Below are 17,213 nucleotides of genomic sequence, written 5' to 3'. Positions count from 1 at the left end.
GGGCACGGCCCGATGTGGCGTGCGTATCCGCATGGCCTGGTTCCGGCTGCCTTTTTGCCGGCCGATTTGGGGAGACTGGGTATGCGGGCACGGTGGGTCAGACGGTTTGCCACGACGGTGGCGGCGGGGTCGCTTCTGACGTCGTTGGCGTACGTTCCGGCGGTGGCGTCCGAGCCGGCCAAGGCGGGGTCGGGGGCGGCGCCGCCGGGGTTCTCGCACGAGCATCATGTGCCGGATCCGGTGAACGGTCCGGCGGGGGCGATCGCGGAACGGCAGAAGCTGCCTACGGGTAAGAAGGCCGCTCCGGCGCACCGGGTGCGTGAGCTGACGGGCCGCCGGACCTCGTCGTCGCGGTTCTGGCAGATGTCGGACGGGACCACGCAGGCCGAGGTGTCGGCGGTGCCGACGTCGTACCAGGCGGGGTCGGACTGGAAGGCGATCGACACCGCGGTGGGCTCCTCACCGCGCAAGGACTACCGACTGGCGAACACCGCGAACCTCGCCAAGACCTACTTCGGTGGCAGCGGCGGCCAGTTGGTCCGGTTCGAGGCGGACGCCTCGCACGCGGTGTCGCTGCGGCTGGAGGGGGCCGCGGCGACATCGACCCCGTCGGCGAAGGGCGACGTGGTCAGGTATCCCGGGGTGCTGCCGGGCGTGGACGCCACGTACACGGTGGGCCGCGGCGCGGTGAAGGAGAATCTGGTCCTGGCCGGCAAGCCGGCGGGTCCGGTGTCGTTCACCTTCGATCTCGATGCGCAGGGGCTGACGCCCAGGCAGCAGGCGGACGGGTCGATCGCCCTGTACGGCGGGGACGAGACGGGCCGGCCGCGGGTGGTGATCCCGGCCGCGGTGATGTTCCAGGCACCAGCAAACTCGGATGCCCCGGTGGCGGACCTGACGCACGGCGCGGTCGCGCAGAAGCTGATCCGGCATGGGTCGGGCTGGCAGATTCGTCTGACGCCGGACAGTAAGTGGTTGTCGGCGCCGGGGCGTCGTTTTCCGGTGTCGGTGGATCCGACGATCGTGCTGGCGCCGACGCCGTCGACGTCGCAGGACGTGATGGTCGACTCCACTCAGCCGACGACGAACCTGAACGGGACGTGGCAGCTGGGCGTGGGCAAGACCAGCACGACGGGCACGCTGCGGTCGCTGCTGAAGTTCCCGCTGACCGGGATCCCGGCGAACACGAAGATCACGTCGGCTCAGTTGGGCGTGTACTACAACCAGGTCCACACCTCGAACATCGATCCGGTGGTGATCGAGGCGCACCAGGCGACCGGTTCCTGGACCGCGACGGGTGCGACGTGGAACAACACCAGCGCACTGTCGGGGCCGCTGTCCGGTACCACGATCCAGCTGGACAACGGCGCCACCGGTACGGCGGCGAAGGGCTCGTGGCCGGCGTCGACGAACACGCAGTACACCCCGTACGCGATCAACCAGACGTACCAGTACAACAAGGACACGGTCGCGGGTGACACGTACACGTGGCAGCCGACGGTGGCGCAGGCGGGTAACTACCGGGTGGACGTGCACTCGATTCCGGCGTCGGACCGGGCGACGAACGCGCCGTACACGGTGACGTACAACGGCGGCACCTATAACGGGACGATCGACCAGTCCCTGGGCAACGGAGGGGTGTGGCGGTCGCTGAACAACGGGACCGCGTTGCCGTTCGCGGCGGGCACGGCGGGCAAGATCGTGCTGGGCGACGGACCCGCTTCCGCGACGACGTCGGTGATTGCGGACGCGGTGCGGCTGGTGGAGCCGGGTACGACGCTGACGAAGGCGGCGGGCTCCTACGACCAGTGGCACAACTTCGCGGTCACCGACACGGTGCAGAAGTGGGTCAACGGCACGGCGAACAACGGGTTCGTGCTGCAGGCTGCCGACGAGTCGTCCACGGCGAGTCTGGGTGGTCCGCTGTACGAGGCGTCGGAGTTCGGCTACGGCGGTGAGACCGCGACGTACCCGAAACTGACGATCACCTACGGCACGGTCGGTGTCGCGGTGAACGCGCCGACGGTGATCCACGCGACCGGCGCCGAGCTCTCGTGGCCGGCGTACACCAACACCACCGGCGACCCGGCGAACGACCTGGCGGAGTACCAGGTCCACCGCTCGGTGTTCCAGGGCTTCACGCCCTCGGCGGCGACGCTGGTTGCCCCGGTTGCTGCGGGGACCACCAGCTTCACCGATACGACTGCGGTTCCGACGGCGGCGGATGCTACGGATCCGTTCCATGCGGTGTATTACGAGGTCGCGGTAAAGACCAAGAGCGGTCAGGTCATCGGCGGCCCGGTGCAGTTGGCGGAGTTGCCGAAGGCCGGGCAGACCACGCAGATCATCCAGGCCGGCCAGACCGACACCACCCTGTCCTCGACCCAGCCGACAACCGCGCACGACACCATCGCCTCCGACGGCGTGAACCAGAAATGGCTGTCGGTCGGCAACAACTCCGGTACCTACGGCACGACCCGCGCGGCGCTGAAGTTCCCCACCACCTCGCTGCCCTCGACCGCCCGCGTCATCAGCTCGCAGCTGCAGGCCTGGTCGACCATCACCACCAACACCGGCGGGGGCCAGGCCACCTACGAACTGCACGGCCTGAACCGGGACTTCGACGAGGCGACGGCGACCTGGAACAACGCCACGTCCACCACGCCCTGGACCACGGCCGGCGGTGACTACTCCGCCACGGTCTCCGACACCGTGGCCGGTGTCACCAACGACCCGGTGCGGCACTGGTGGGACGCCACGTCCCTGACCCAGGGGTGGATCAACTCGCCCACCTCGAACCACGGTGTGCTGCTGAAGGCCGCCAACGAGTCGACCACGTCCGGGGCCCAGGAACGCACGATCTTCGCGTCCTCGGAGACCTCCGAGCCGCAGTTGCGTCCGCAGTTGGACGTCACCTACGTGGACGCCACGACGGATTCCACGTACTACGCGGCCACCACGCCGGCGCGGATGACGCCGGGCACGACATACAACGTCGACGTCACGGTCACCAACACCACCAACGCCACCTGGAGCGCGGGCAGCGAGGTGCTGTCGTACCGGTGGACGCTGCCGGACGGCACGGATGTGACCAACGGCGGCAACCAGATCCAGACCGCCCTGCCCCAGGACCTCTCGCCCGGCGAGAGCGCGATCGTGCACGCGCAGGTCAAAGCGCCCACCAACGCCGACTCGGGCAACCCGACCAACGCCCGCACCGCGTACACGCTGACCTGGGACGCCTACAACAAGACCACCAGCACCTGGAACTCCGCCACGGGCGTGGCCGGCCTCGCACAGGCCGAGACCATCGAGGACCCGACCTCCGACACGATCGGGCTGGAGAAGTTCTACTCCTACGCGGGCAAGAACACCGGTGCCGGCTCCACGGTCATGAACAACCTGGCCTCGGGCAACGCGGTGTGGTCGTACAACGCGTTCACCAACCCCGGCCGCGGCCTGGGGACGTTCGTGCGGTTCGCGTACAACTCGCTGGACACCTCGGACACGGTGATGGGTCCGGGCTGGTCGGCGCAGGCGTCCGCGCCGATCCGGCTGGGTGCGGCGCTCGACTTCCACCCCAACCCCAACCCCACGACGGTCACGCTGACCGACGGTGACGGCACGGCCTCGGTGTTCACCAAGCAGTCGGACGGGACGTTCAAGGCGCCGGCGGGCGTGCACTACCAGTTGGTCGCGCAGAACGCGGCGAACTGCACGCCGAACAAGGACGACGCCTCCGACGCGTGGGTGATGACAAGCCCCGACGGCACCCGGTTCTTCTACGACTGCGACGGCTACACGACGTCGATCGTGGACAAGAACGGCAACACCGAGACGTTCACGTACGCGGAACGCAAGTCCAACAACAAGCCGGTGAAGTTCCTCCAGTACATCACCGACCCCACCGGCCGGCAGACCCTCACCGTCACCTACTACAGCAAGGGCGACGCGTACTCCTACGTCGACGACAACGGCGTCGTGCAGTCGGGGACGAACCTGACCAACCCGAAGATCATCGACCATGTCGCGTCGATGACGGCGCTGGCCGACGGGACCAACCCGGCACGCAAGCTGACGTTCCTGTACACCACGCAGGGCCTGATGGCCCAACTCACCGACGGCGCGGGCTCGTCGCAGCCGAAGGTGTTCGCCTTCACCTACGACGCCACGCAGGGCACCAAGAACGTCAAGCTCGTCAAGATCACCGACCCCCGCGGCCACGCCACCCAACTCGCTTACAACGCACCTCAGAACGGCGACAACCCGAAATACCACTGGTGGACCAAGACCATCACCGACCGGCTCACCCACGACACCGGCTTCACCTACGCGGCTGACACCGGCACGCCGGCGTTCACCGACACCACCGTCACCGACGCGCTGCAGCACGCCTCCACCACCGTCACTGACGACTTCGGCCGGCCGGTGCAGAACACCAACGCCAAGAACCAGATCACCAAGCTCAGTTGGGACGCGGACAACAACGTCACCCAGCAGGTTGAGGACAACGGCGCCACCACCAAGTGGACCTACGACCCGAAGACCGGCTACCCGCTGACGATGCAGGACGCGGAGGCGGTCAAGAACGCCTGGCCGGCCACCGTCTACACCTACCAAACCCGCCTGGACGGCTACTCCGCCGACCTGCACACCAAGACCTCGCCCGAGGGCCGCGAGTGGCTCTTCGGCTACGACACCTTCGGCAACCTCACCTCGGTCACCGACCCCAAGGGCGTCTCCACCGCCACCGCAGGCGACTACACCACCACCTACGCCTACGACCAGTACGGCGAGCTGACCACGGCGACCGACGCCGACCAGCACAGCACCACCTACAGCGACTTCGACCCCAACGGCTACCCGAGGACGACCACCGACGCGCTGCAGCACTCCTCGACAGCGGTGTACGACGCGCGGGGCGAGGTGACCTCGGCCACCGACGAGCTCGGCCACACCACGACGCAGGCGTACGACGTCTACGGGCGTCCACTGGAGAAGAAGGTCCCCAAGGACCAGGCCAACGGCGTATACGTCACCACCCCGGCGGCGGTCTACGACGCCGACGACAACGTCACCCAGTCCACCGCCCCCAACGGCGCGGTGTCCACGGCCGTGTACGACGCAGCAGATGAGATCAGCTCGGCCACCGCGCCCAAGGACCACAGCACCGACCCCGACCGTACCACCACGTACACCTACGACCCGGTCGGCGAGCTGAAGACCACAACCGAGCCCAAGGGCACCCTGACCACCACCGACGCCACCGACTACGTCACCACTGAGAGCTACGACCCCCTCGGTGAGATCACCGACGTGGTCAACCCGCAAGGCGACAAGGTCAGTTACCAGTACGACGACGTCGGCAACGTCACCGAGGTGATCGATCCGGTCAAGAACGCCACGGCTGACACCACCGACTACACCACCAAGACCGTCTACGACTTCGACCACCGGGCGACCCAGGTAACCGACGCGGCCGGTTCCAGCTCGAAGACTGGCTACGACAAGGACGGGCTCAAGACCACCCTCACCGACCCCGAGGGCAACACCACCACCACCTTGTACGACGAGCGGGGCAAGGTGTCCCAGGTCCAGGCGCCCTACCAGGGCACGGCCGGCGCACCGACCTACCGCACCACCAGCTACGAGTACGACCAGGTCGGCAACACCACCAGGACGATCTCCCCGCGGGCCAACGCGGCCGGGACGACGACGGCGTTCACCACGCAGTCGGTGTACGACGAGCTGAACCGGGTCAAGGAGACCATCGCGCCCTACGACCCGAGCGACGCGACGTTCAACACCCCGGTCCCGACCTACACGTTCTACGACGCGGCGGGCCGGGTCTCGAAGACCTCTGCACCTCCATCGCACGGGCAGACCGTCCGCAACGACACCACCTTCACCTACTACGACGACGGGCAGACCAAGGCCTCGACCGACCCGCAGGGGATCACCACCAGCTACGACTACGACGAGCTCGGAGCGCAGACCGCCCGCACCCTGACCTCCGCCGGCGGCTCCTCGTCGCGGACCATGGGCTGGTCTTACTACCCCGACGGCTCCCTGGCGTCCCGTACGGACGACGGCGTCCCGGTCGGCCTGCAGGTCGTGCTGGCCGACAACTCCGACACGCAGAACACCAGCTCGACCGGCACGTGGGCGACCGCGTCCAACGGCGACCCGACCACTGAGCAGGGCTACGACTACCGCACCCACCCGGCCGGCAGCGGCACCGACGCCTTCACCTGGCAGCTGTACGTGCCGCAGGACGGCACGTACACCATGTACGCCCGGTACCCGCAGGTCAGCGGCGCGTCCACGGCGGCCGTCTACACCCTGCACCACGACGACGCGAGCACGACCACCTCGACCGTCGACCAGACCAAGAACACCGGCACCTGGGTGTCCCTTGGGTCGGCGGCCTTCAAGCAGGGCAACTCCTCGTCGATCTCGCTGGGGCAGAACGCCGGCGGCACGGTCGTCGCGGACGCGGTCAAGCTGGTGCGCGACCACACCGGTGACATCGACACCGAGAAGCACGCCTTCACCTACTCCTACGACCCCAACGGCAACCTCACCCGGATCGGCGACTCGTCTCCGGGCGCCGCCGTGGACACCTACGGCATCGACTACAACGGCGTCAGCGAGATTTCGAAGGTCACGGAGTCGGCCGGCGGCACGGAGAAGACGCACACCTCCTACTCCTACGACCCCGACGGCAAGCCGGCGACCGTCGACCACCCAGGCCAGTACTCCTCCTACACATACGACTTGCGGGAGCTGGTCAAGACGGTCGAGGTCGGGGACTCGGCCACAGACTCCTCGCCGAAGACCACCAGTTATACCTACACCGACCGCGCACAGCAGTTGCGGCAGACCAAGGCCAACGGCAACACCGTCGACTCGACCTACTGGCCGTCCGGCGAGGTGCACACCACGACCGAGAAGAACTCGGCGGGCACCCTGGTCGACAGCCACACGCTGAGCTGGGACCCCAACGGCAGCAAGGACGAGGACGCCGCCGACAAGCAGAGCGCCGACGACCACGCGACGTACCTGAAGTCGACGACCGACTACACCTACGACCCGGCGGACCGACTGGCGCAGTCGGTCAAGACCGGCAACGGCGCGACGACCGAGACATACGTCCACGACGACAACGCCAACGTCATCTCGCAGACTGTCCAGGGCACCGCCACCACCTACAACTACGACCGCAACAGACTGCTGTCGTCGGCCGCCGGTGGCACCACCGCCACCTACAACTACGACCCGTTCGGTCGCCTGGACACCGTCACCAGCGCCGGGACCGTCGTCGAGCGCAATACCTACGACGGCTTCGACCACGTGGTCAAGAACACCAAGGTCGCCTCCGGCGGGGCGTCCACGACCACGGCCTACACCTTCGACCCGCTGGATCGCACCACCTCGGAGACGGCCAACGGCAAGACCACGGACTTTTCCTACTTGGGCCTGTCCGGCCAGGTCCTGGACGAGACGGTGGCCGGCCAGCTCACCAAGTCCTACCAGTACAGCCCCTGGGGTGAACGCCTCTCCCAGATCAGCCACAGCGCCGACGGAACGACCTCGGACAGCTTCTACGGCTACAACAGCCACACCGACGTCGAAACCCTCACCGACGACTCCGGCCAGACCAAGGCCACCTACGGGTACACCGCCTACGGCAGCAACGACACCTCCGAGTTCACCGGCATCGACAAGCCGGACGCGGCAGACCCGACGAAGGAGCCCTACAACGCCTACCGCTTCAACGCGAAGCGGTGGGATGCCACTACCGGTGACTACGACATGGGCTTCCGGACCTACGACCCGGGCCTGAACACCTTCACCACCAGGGACATGTACAACGGCGCCCTGTCCGACATGAACCTGACCACCAACCCGCTGACCGGCAACCGCTACGCCTTCGGCGGTGGCAACCCGACCACCAACATCGAACTGGACGGCCACCTGTTCGACCCGGAGAAATTCCTGGGCACGGTGGCCAGTGACGCCGGGAAGGTGCTGGACGGTGCCGGGTCCGCCGTCGAGGACGGGGGATCCTTCCTCGTCGACGGTTTCGAGGCGGCCGGGTCGGACGTGGTCCCATGGCTGGCCGCCGCGGACACGTTCCTGAACACACTGGGATGGAACTCCCCCACGGCCGCCAGCGGCACCTACTCCACGCCCGGTGCGAAGCCGGACACCAGCAAGGGCCTACTGGTCACTGAGGACAAGAAGCAGGAGTTCCAGCCGGGAGACACCACCCTCCCCGACGAGAGCGACCAGTCCAACTGCAAGGCTGGCGGGCCGAGTTCGGTGTACTACATGCCGCTGGACTCGCAGGGGCGCGCTCAGGGCGTCGTGGCCTGCCTGAGTAAGAACGGGTTCAACTACACGCATCCGAAGACCGGTGACCTGATGAAGAGCGGAACCGGTGATACGAACATCATCGGATCAGAACCGCCGTTCCCGCCATACAAGCCGGGCTACGACACCAGCCAGCCCAAGGGCTGGGCCCTGGGCAGCGGTTTCGAACGGGGTCACCTCCTGGCACGGCAGCTCGGCGGGGTCGGTAACGACGTCCGGAACCTCGTGCCGCTCTACCCGAAGGCGAACGATCCGGGAATGAAGAAGTGGGAGGACATCATCGCCGCGGCGATCAACGCGGATCAGACCGTCTACTTCACCGCGACGCCTCAGTACAGTGGGAACAGCCCGATACCCACCTCGGTGGACATGACGGCCGTCACGTCCACCGGAGTCCCTATCGTCTCCCAGAACGTACCGAACGTGCCATGAGCCGGACAGCGGACCATCCCGGAAAGGAGCGGCGGCAGTGGAGTGGCTTGACCGCCTGCAGGAGGCCACGGGTTGGCAGGGTCCCCGGCACGAGCACGACTGGGCGAGTGTCGAGGCCGAACTGGGCACCGAACTGCCGAGGGACTGGAAGGAACTCTGGGCCCGCTTCGGGCCGGGATCGTTCTCCTACTACGTGTTCGCCCTTCCCGACGGTGAGGGCGCGGGCTCACTGCTGCACTGGTGGCGCGACCTGCGCGAGCAGGGCGAGCGGGATCCCGAGTGGATGACCACGTACTTCGATCCCTACGCGCTGTACGACCAGGCCGAGCGGAAGGGCCTGGTCATGTGGGGCCGGTCTGAGACCGGAGGCCGGTTCTACTGGCTCGCCGACGGCACGGCCGACCCCGCCACCTGGCCCGTAATCGCGCGAGCGCAGGGGGACGAGCCCTGGGAGCGGCACGCCATGTCCGTCCCCGAGTTCGTCTACCGTTCGATCGCTGATCCTGGGTTCGAGCCCTTCACGGTCGCGGATCCCCAGTTCCCTCCCGCTTTCCACCCTACGGAGGAGAGCACACCGGACCCGCGACCGGAATGACACACGGCCGTCCGTCCGGCCCGGCCCGGAGTACACCCACCCGGCCATGAGCGGTGAGGCCCCGCCACCCCGGCGGGGCCTCACCGCTCACCCCGGCACCGCGGACGCCGTGTGCCGGCGCCATCGTCGAGGAGCCGAGCACGTCACCGCACCTCCCGCGCCGTGTGCCGCCGATGGAGCGCGCGGGCGTCAGCCCTGTTGGCACAGCTCCGACCGCCCGTCCGCGCTGTGACGGAAACGGGCGCTGGGCTGGGTCCGCCGGGCGAGCAGTGCGGGCGGCGGTGTTCCACGGGTGGAGCTGTACGAGCTCCGCGATGGCATACGCGTCGTCGACGCCCCGGAAGACAGCACCAGTGCCTTGTCGGGGCCGCTGTCTGGTGCGACGGTGCAGTTGGATGACGGTGACGCGGGGACGGCGGCGAAGAGCTCGTGGCCCTACTCCGGCAACACCGCGTACACGCAGTACGCGGTGACCGGTGACTACGCCTACAACAAGGACACGGTCGCCGGTGACACGTACACCTGGCAGCCGACGGTTCCGGCCGCCGGTTCGTACCGGGTGGACGTGCACTCCGTCCCGGCCTCCGACCGGGCGACGAACGCGCCGTACACGGTCACCTACAACGGTGGCACGTACAGCGGGACGGTCGACCAGTCGGCCGGTACCGGTGGGGTGTGGCGGTCGCTGAACAACGGCACACTACTGGCTGGCCGACCCGGAAAAGGACTCCTCCGCATGGCCGGTCGTGACCCGCGCAGACCCACTGGAGCCTTTCCATGTTCTCGAGACGTCCGCGACGGAGTTTCTCTACCGCGTTCTGACCGATCGTGATTTCCACCCCTTCACCATCGCGGACAGAATGGAAAGGCCCTACTTCCAGGCGTACTGAGACCCTTTCGGGCTGCTCCGCGACACCCCCCCGGGTGTGCGGGGCAGCCCGGTTCCGTTGCGAAACCCTCGACTGGCGGATGTGGCCTCCGGCAGGGAATGGGCAGGCTGACCAGGACCGAACGGCAGCCTCACGGGAGAGCGGCGGAGACATGAAGATCGACCTGTCCGGCAGGACGGCACTGGTCACCGGCTCCACCCAGGGCATCGGCATGGCCATCGCGGCCGGTCTGGGCCGGGCCGGCGCCCGCGTCGGCGTCAACGGCCGCAGCGCCGGGTCGGTGGACGCGGCGGTCACCCGTCTCACGGAGGAGACCGGCGGCGGGGAGTTCGTGGCGGTCCCCGGCGACCTCGCCACCGACGAAGGCGTCGCCGAGGTCGTCTCCGCCCTTCCCGAGGCCGACATCCTCGTCAACAACCTCGGGATCTTCGGCGCCGCCGAGCCGCTGGAGATCAGCGACGAGGAGTGGCGCCGCTACTTCGAGGTCAACGTGCTGACAGCGGTGCGGATGATCCGCGCCCACCTGCCGGGCATGAAGGACCGCGGCTGGGGGCGTGTCATCAACCTCGCCAGCGACTCGGCCGTGGTCATCCCCGCGGAGATGATCCACTACGGCATGACCAAGACCGCGCTGCTCGCGGTGACCCGCGGCTTCGCCAAGGACGCCGCCGGCACCGGCGTCACCGTCAACTCGCTGATCGCCGGTCCGACCCACACCGGCGGCGTAGAGGACTTCGTGCGCCAGCTGGTCGGCGACGAGCTGCCCTGGGACGAGGCGCAGCGGGAGTTCATGCGCAAGCACCGCCCGCAGTCGCTGCTGCAGCGGCTGATCGAGCCGGAGGAGATCGCCAACATGGCCGTCTATCTCAGCTCGCCCTACGCCTCCGCCACGACCGGCGGCGCAGTCCGCGTGGACGGCGGATACGTCGACTCGATCCTTCCGTAAGGCGGAGCGGCGTCCGCAGTGCGGCCACACACCTGCCCCGACCGCAGCGCGTGAAAACGACGTCACTCCCGGTAATTCCGCATGTTCGGGTGATCCCTGGGCAGGCCGCCTGCGTAGAACATGCGGCAGGACCACGAGTCCGGTGACCCCGAGCCTGCTGCCCGCAACGGCAAGGACGGTGGTGCATGAGCGCGACATCCACACAGCAGGGCGGGGCGACGGGTACGCCCTCGCACAAACCCGGGCTACGACGGGACCTGGGCCGGGTCAGCCTCCTCTTCGCCTGCGTCGGCTCGATCATCGGCTCCGGCTGGCTCTTCGGCGCGCTGAACGCGGCACGTGAGGCCGGACCGGCCTCGGTGTTCTCCTGGGCGCTCGCCGCGGTCATGATCCTGCTGATCGGCCTGTGCTTCGCCGAGCTGGGCACCATGTTCCCCCTCTCCGGCGGCGTCGTACGCTTCCCGCACCTGTCCTTCGGGTCCTTCGCCAGCTACACGATGGGCTGGATCACCTGGATCGCGGCGGCCACCGTCGCGCCCATCGAGGTGGAGGGGGCGCTGCAGTACGCCACGAAATGGGCGGACTTCACGGTGGCCCACCCGGCGACCGGCACCCATACCCTGACCGGCCTCGGATACGCGGTCGCCGTGGTGGCGATGGCCTTCTTCGTGACGCTGAACTACTTCGGCATCCGCTGGTTCGCCCGGGTCAACAACATCCTGGTGTGGTGGAAACTCGGCATCATCCTGCTCGTCGTGGTGGCGTTCCTGGTCACGGCCTTCCACGGGCACAACTTCGACGCCAAGGAGTACGGCGGCTTCGCGCCCGGCGGCAGCAAGGGCATCTTCACCGCCATCTCCACGGCCGGGATCACCTTCTCCTTCCTCGGCTTCCGGCAGGCGGTGGAGCTGGCCGGTGAGACCGACAACCCCAAGCGCAACGTGCCCTTCGCGGTGATCGGCTCGGTGGTGATCACCGCGGTGATCTACATCATGCTGGAGGTCGCCTTCCTCGCCGCCGTCCCCGGCCACGACCTCAACTCCTCGCACGGCTGGCTGAACCTGCAGTTCGCCAACGACTTCGGCCCGCTCGCCGCGATCGCCAGCGCCATCGGCCTCGGCTGGCTGGCGTACCTGCTGTATGTGGACGCGGTGATCTCCCCGGCCGACACCGGCCTGATCTACACCACCGTCACGGCGCGCATCTCCTATGCCATGGGCCGCAACCGCAACGCGCCCGAGGCGCTGGCGCGCACCACCCCGCGCGGTGCGCCGCTGATCAGCCTGATCGTGACGTTCGTGCTCGGCCTGATCGTGTTCCTGCCGTTCCCCAGCTGGCAGCAGCTCGTCGGTTTCATCACGTCCGCCACCGTGCTGTCGTTCGGCTCCGGCCCGCTGGTGCTGGCCGCCATGCGCCGGCAGATCCCCGACCACCCGCGGGTCTTCCGGGTGCCCGGCGGGGACGTCATCCCGTTCCTCGCCCTGTACTCGTCGAACCTGATCGTCTACTGGGCCGGCTGGAACACCAACTGGAAGCTGTTCGCCACCATCGGCCTCGGCTTCGTCCTGCTCGCCGTCTTCGAACTCACCGGCGGCGACCGCGCCCCGAAGCTGGACCTGCGCGCCGGTGCGACCTGGGCGCTGCCCTGGCTGGGTGGCCTGGCGCTGACCAGCTGGGCGGGCGACTACGACGGCGGTCGCGGCTGGATCGGCCTGGGCTGGGGCTTCATCGTCAACCTGGGCCTCGCCGCGATCGTGTACCTGCTGGCGCTGCGGGTCCGGCTCCCTCAGGCCCGGGTGGAGGAGCACATCAGGGAGGCGGAGGACGAGTCCCGCCACGAGGAGGAAGAGCTCGGCTCGGCGCCCTGACCGCTCGGTGCGGAGGGCTGACCGCAGCTACGGCGCCGCGGGACCACGAGGTGGTCCGGCGGCGCCGTCGTCACGGCCGGCGCCCGATGCCGGTCGAACGGTGGCCCGCCGCGACTGCGGGCCGCGTCACACCCGTTCGCGGTGCCTTCTGGCGCCGGCGATCATCGCGTCGAGGGAGTCGCGGGTCTGCAGCAGGTCGGTGATGTGCTGGGAGAGCCGCTCGCGTTCCAGCGCCATCCGCTCCAGGGCGGCGTCGGAGTTCTCCTTGCTGGGCGCGTCCACGCACGGCAGCAGTGCGGCGATGGTGCGGCTGGACAGGCCCGCTGCGTACAGCCGCTGGATGAACGTGACGCGTTCGACCTCCTGGTCGGTGTAGTGCCGTTGCCCGCTGGAACTGCGGACGCTGGCGAGCAGGCCCTGCTCCTCGTAGTACCGCAGCGACCGGACGCTGACTCCGGTGCGGGTGGCGAGCTCGCCGATGCGCATGGCACTCCTCCTGGCGTGGCCTGCGTCACAGGACTTGCCTCTGACATCCATGTGAGGTTTTAGCGTACCTGGCGTGGCCGGGGGTTCCGGGCCGCGAACCTTCGCCCCTGGACGGAGTCCTCACATGACGAGCCTTTTCGACAGCCACCGCCTCGGAGACCTTCTGCTGCCCAACCGGGTGGTGATGGCGCCGATGACCCGGGTGCGTGCGGCCGCCGGCGGCCTGGCGACCCCCTCGATGGCGGCCTACTACGCCCAGCGTGCGACCGCCGGCCTGATCGTCAGCGAAGGCGTGCAGCCCAGCCTGGTCGGGCAGTCCAATCCCGGGACGCCCGGGCTGCACACCGACGAGCAGACGGACTCCTGGCGTCCGGTGACGGCCGCCGTCCACGCCAACGGCGGCCGGATCTTCGCGCAGCTCATGCACGGTGGCCGCGTCTCCCACCCCGACACCACCGGCCTGCAGCCCGTGGGCCCCTCGGCGGTGGCGGCCACGGGCGAGGTCTTCACCCCGAACGGCCCGCGCCCGGCGCCCGTTCCGCGGGCTCTGGCAACGGCCGAGGTGCCCGAGCACGCCGCCGCATACGCCCGGGCCGCCTCCCGGGCGATCGAGGCCGGCTTCGACGGAGTGGAACTGCACGGGGCCAACGGCTATCTGATCTCGCAGTTCCTGTCGTCGAACGCGAACGTCCGTACCGATCGCTACGGTGGCTCGGTGGCCCACCGGATCCGGTTCGCCGTGGAGGCGGCGGCAGCGACGGTCGACGCCGTGGGGGCCGACAGGACCGCGATCCGGCTGTCGCCCGGCGGGACCTTCTGGGGCGTCGAGGAGAGCGACGTGCCCGCGCTCTACGACGCGTTGCTCGGTGAACTGGCCCGCCTGGACCTGGCGTACGTCCACGTCGAGGCCACCGCCGACGAGGACGTGCTGCTCGGGCTGCGGCGTGCGTGGCCCGGCGCCCTCGTCGTGAACCCGGTCATGCCGATGGGGCCGAAGCAGACCGGCCGCGCGGAGGCCGACCACTGGCTGGGCCTGGGCGCCGACCTCATCAGCTTCGGCCGCGCGTTCCTCGCCAACCCCGACCTCGTCGAGCGCCTGCGCAACAACCTTCCCGTCGCGCCCGCCGACGAGTCGACCTACTACCAGGGCGGCGACGCGGGGTACCTGACGTATCCGACGTACCAGTACGCGAGTTGACGTCCCGTCAGGTGAGAAGGGCCTGTCCCGCCTCCTCGTGCGCGGCTCCGGGGCCGGAGAGCTCCGAGACGTGCACGGTCTTGCCTACGTCGTGGGTCGCGGCGCCGAAGAGCACGGCCGCGCGGTCGACGGCGACGGCGGGGCGGTGCTCCTCGAACCAGTCGACCAGCCGGTGCGCGACGTCGTGGACCGCCCGCAGGTGGGCCGCCAGCCCGGGGTGGACACCCCAGGCCGGACAGCAGCTCGGCGACGCGGTCCGGCAGCGGCAGCAGGGGCAGGTCGGCGGCGCCGGTCATGGCTCTCGACAAGGCGGTGTCGCTCGTCACCGCGTCAGGGTACTGACCGCGGTCCGCCCTTGTCCGGGCCGGGTCGTGGCCGACGCGCGGCGCCGGTCGCCTCGACCCGCCGCGAGTGGTCACCGGACCGCCCGGTCCTCCAGGACGGGCGCGGGCTGGCCGGCGACCGCCGGCTGCCGCATCTCGTTCCCCCGGGTCTTCCGGGTGTGGACGGCGAGGATGACGACGGCGAGCCCGAGGAAGCCGAACCCGCTGCCGACGACACCCGCCCAGCCCCAGGACGCGAAGAGCGCGCTGGCGACCGCGGTCCCGATGGCGCCTCCTGCGAACACGGAGAACATGTAGAGGGTGTTCAGCCGCGCACGGACCTCGGGACCGGCGGTGAAGATGCGTACCTGGTTGGCGATCTGACCACTCGTCGTGCCGTAGCCCAGCAGGTTGCACCCGATCAGCAGCGCGACCAGGGAGTCGCCCGCGATCAGGAACATGGCCAGGGCGAGTGCCACCGAGACGAGGGAGACGGCGTTGACGGCCGTCGGTCCCCACCCGTCGGCCATGCGCCCGGAGTAGCGGGCGGCGAGGGCGCCGGGAATGGCGGCGATGCCGAACAGCCCGACCACCGCGGACCCGAGCCCGATCGGCGCTTGCGTGAGGTGGAAGGCCAGCGTGGCCCAGAACCCGGAGAACGCGGCGAAGACCAGCCCTCCCAGCGCCGCCGACAGGCGCAGCGGGGCGTACCGGCGGAAGAGACCCGGCAGGGACCCGAGGAGCCGGGGATAGCTGAGGGTCTCGGCCTTCCGTCCCGTACCGGCCGGCATGTACCGGGGCAGGATCAGCAGCATGGCCGCCGTGGCGACGGCTGCGAGGAGGAATCCGGAACGCCAGGTGCCGGTGGCCTGGGCCAGGACGCCGGAGACGCTGCGCGAGACCAGCGCGCCCATCGTGAGCGCGGTTCCCACCGCCCCCAGGACGCGTCCCGCCTGGCCCTTCGCGGCCATGGACACCGCGGTGGGCATGATCACCTGCGGCAGCACGGTCGTGGCCGACAGGACGAGAGCGGCCATGCTCAGCAGGGCGATAGAGGGCGCGAACGCCCCGGCGACGAGCGCGAGCGCGGTCACGGCGAGCAGAACGGCGGAGAGCCGCCGCAGTTTGGCCCCGTCGGCGAGCGGGACGATCGCGACGATGCCCAGGGCGTAGCCGATCTGGCCGGCGGTGGCCACGAGGCCCGCGGCCGCCGCGGAGATGTGGAAGCTGCGGGCGATCTGTTCGAGCAGGGGCTGGGTGAAGTAGATGTTCGAGACGGTGACTGCGGTGGCCGTGGCGAAGACGGGGATGGTTCCGCGCCTGGCGTTCGGCATGGCAGCTGCGGCTGTGGTCACGAGGTCCTTACGACGGCTTCGGGTGCGGGACGGTGGGCGGGGACGGCCTTCGCCGGTCCTCCTGCTCAGCGCTTTCCTGTCACCAGGTCAGTCAGTTCGGCGGTCGTCACGATCGCGTGCGCGAAGGTCGGGCCGTTCAGCTCGTGGGCGGCGTGCATCATCTCCGGCTTGAACGCCGCGGTCGCGTCGCGTACGAGCGTCACGTGGTAGCCGAGCTCCATCGCGTAGCGCCCCGTGGACTCGATGCAGGTGTTGGCCAGCAGCCCGGCGAGGATCACGTGGGTGATGCCGTGCTGCTTGAGCTGGAAGTCCAGGTCGGTGTTGGGGAACCCGCTCTGGCCCCAGTGCTCCTTCACGACGACGTCGCCCTGAGCGGGCTGGAAGTCCGGGTGGAACTCGCCGCCCCAGGTGTCCCTGGCGAACGTGTGGCGCTGGGCTATGAGCCGCTGCGTGGGGTTGGGGTGGTCCCAGTTGTCGTAGTCGCCCTCCTGCCAGCGGCGGTGGGGGACGAAGACCACCTGCATCCCGGCCCCGCGGCCGGCGGCTACGACGTCGCGGAGGTTGTCCAGCAGACCGACCTCGGTGGCGATGTCCTCCACCAGGGGCCAGATCTTGCCGCCCTCGGAGAGGAAGTCGTTGTAGGGGTCGACGAGCAGGACGGCGGTTCGGGTGGGGTCGTAGACGGAGGTCATGGTCATCCCTTCAATGTGGAGTATCTTCGTCATCCACATTCAGGATGATGAC

9 protein-coding genes and 1 pseudogene are annotated in these 17,213 nt (G+C 68.9%); 6 read left to right on the top strand and 4 right to left on the bottom strand.

Annotated features, from left to right (window positions below; genetic code table 11):
- The first annotated feature begins 1,059 nt into the window (after window positions 1–1,059).
- The 5 genes from K7862_RS00175 (at window position 1,060) to K7862_RS00155 (ending at window position 13,107) form a co-directional block, all read left to right on the top strand.
- Window positions 1,060–8,808: a golvesin C-terminal-like domain-containing protein gene (locus K7862_RS00175; RefSeq protein WP_443611926.1), complete on the top strand. Its 7,749-nt coding sequence runs from the start codon at window positions 1,060–1,062 to the stop codon at window positions 8,806–8,808.
- A 37-nt stretch (window positions 8,809–8,845) separates the two neighbouring features.
- Window positions 8,846–9,403, top strand: a complete 558-nt coding sequence (locus K7862_RS00170) for an SMI1/KNR4 family protein (RefSeq protein WP_222959345.1) — start codon at window positions 8,846–8,848, stop codon at window positions 9,401–9,403.
- Between the two features lie 385 nt (window positions 9,404–9,788).
- Entirely contained in the window at window positions 9,789–10,235 is a 447-nt protein-coding gene (locus K7862_RS00165; protein ID WP_222959344.1) for a golvesin C-terminal-like domain-containing protein, read from the top strand.
- A 209-nt stretch (window positions 10,236–10,444) separates the two neighbouring features.
- The gene (locus tag K7862_RS00160; RefSeq protein WP_222959343.1) at window positions 10,445–11,239 is read left to right on the top strand and encodes an SDR family NAD(P)-dependent oxidoreductase; all 795 of its coding nucleotides are present in this window, start codon (window positions 10,445–10,447) and stop codon (window positions 11,237–11,239) included.
- 185 nt (window positions 11,240–11,424) lie between these two features.
- On the top strand, window positions 11,425–13,107 hold the full coding sequence (locus K7862_RS00155; RefSeq protein ID WP_262412445.1) for an APC family permease: 1,683 nt from the start codon (window positions 11,425–11,427) through the stop codon (window positions 13,105–13,107).
- A gap of 126 nt (window positions 13,108–13,233) precedes the next feature.
- Here the strand turns inward: K7862_RS00155 and K7862_RS00150 are convergent, their stop codons facing one another.
- Window positions 13,234–13,593 carry a MerR family transcriptional regulator gene (locus K7862_RS00150; RefSeq protein ID WP_222959342.1) on the bottom strand — a complete coding sequence of 120 codons (360 nt, stop codon included), beginning with the start codon at window positions 13,591–13,593 and terminating at the stop codon, window positions 13,234–13,236.
- Between the two features lie 124 nt (window positions 13,594–13,717).
- On the opposite strand from K7862_RS00150, the gene K7862_RS00145 reads away from it, so the two are divergent.
- Window positions 13,718–14,791, top strand: a complete 1,074-nt coding sequence (locus K7862_RS00145; RefSeq protein WP_222959341.1) for an alkene reductase — start codon at window positions 13,718–13,720, stop codon at window positions 14,789–14,791.
- A 13-nt stretch (window positions 14,792–14,804) separates the two neighbouring features.
- Here the strand turns inward: K7862_RS00145 and K7862_RS38395 are convergent.
- From K7862_RS38395 to K7862_RS00135, 3 genes and pseudogenes are all read right to left on the bottom strand, one after another.
- Window positions 14,805–15,087: pseudogene (locus K7862_RS38395) on the bottom strand (phosphohydrolase); the annotation flags it as partial.
- Between the two features lie 119 nt (window positions 15,088–15,206).
- The gene (locus K7862_RS00140) at window positions 15,207–16,469 is read right to left on the bottom strand and encodes an MFS transporter (protein ID WP_308011760.1); all 1,263 of its coding nucleotides are present in this window, start codon (window positions 16,467–16,469) and stop codon (window positions 15,207–15,209) included.
- Between the two features lie 65 nt (window positions 16,470–16,534).
- On the bottom strand, window positions 16,535–17,167 hold the full coding sequence (locus K7862_RS00135; protein ID WP_308011759.1) for a cysteine hydrolase family protein: 633 nt from the start codon (window positions 17,165–17,167) through the stop codon (window positions 16,535–16,537).
- Window positions 17,168–17,213: the final 46 nt, after the last annotated feature.

Origin of the sequence: Actinacidiphila acidipaludis, assembly GCF_019890725.1 — a bacterium.
Lineage (GTDB): Bacteria > Actinomycetota > Actinomycetes > Streptomycetales > Streptomycetaceae > Actinacidiphila > Actinacidiphila acidipaludis.
This window is presented reverse-complemented; position numbering and strand designations above follow the sequence as displayed.

Bases quoted from the DNA above. Each gene is read 5' to 3' on its own strand.
- K7862_RS00160 (WP_222959343.1), top strand. From the start codon at position 10,445: ATGAAGATCGACCTGTCCGGCAGGACGGCACTGGTCACCGGCTCCACC.
- K7862_RS00145 (WP_222959341.1), top strand. From the start codon at position 13,718: ATGACGAGCCTTTTCGACAGCCACCGCCTCGGAGACCTTCTGCTGCCC.
- K7862_RS00135 (WP_308011759.1), bottom strand. From the start codon at position 17,167: ATGACCATGACCTCCGTCTACGACCCCACCCGAACCGCCGTCCTGCTC.
- K7862_RS00155 (WP_262412445.1), top strand. From the start codon at position 11,425: ATGAGCGCGACATCCACACAGCAGGGCGGGGCGACGGGTACGCCCTCG.
- K7862_RS00175 (WP_443611926.1), top strand. From the start codon at position 1,060: ATGGTCGACTCCACTCAGCCGACGACGAACCTGAACGGGACGTGGCAG.
- K7862_RS00150 (WP_222959342.1), bottom strand. From the start codon at position 13,593: ATGCGCATCGGCGAGCTCGCCACCCGCACCGGAGTCAGCGTCCGGTCG.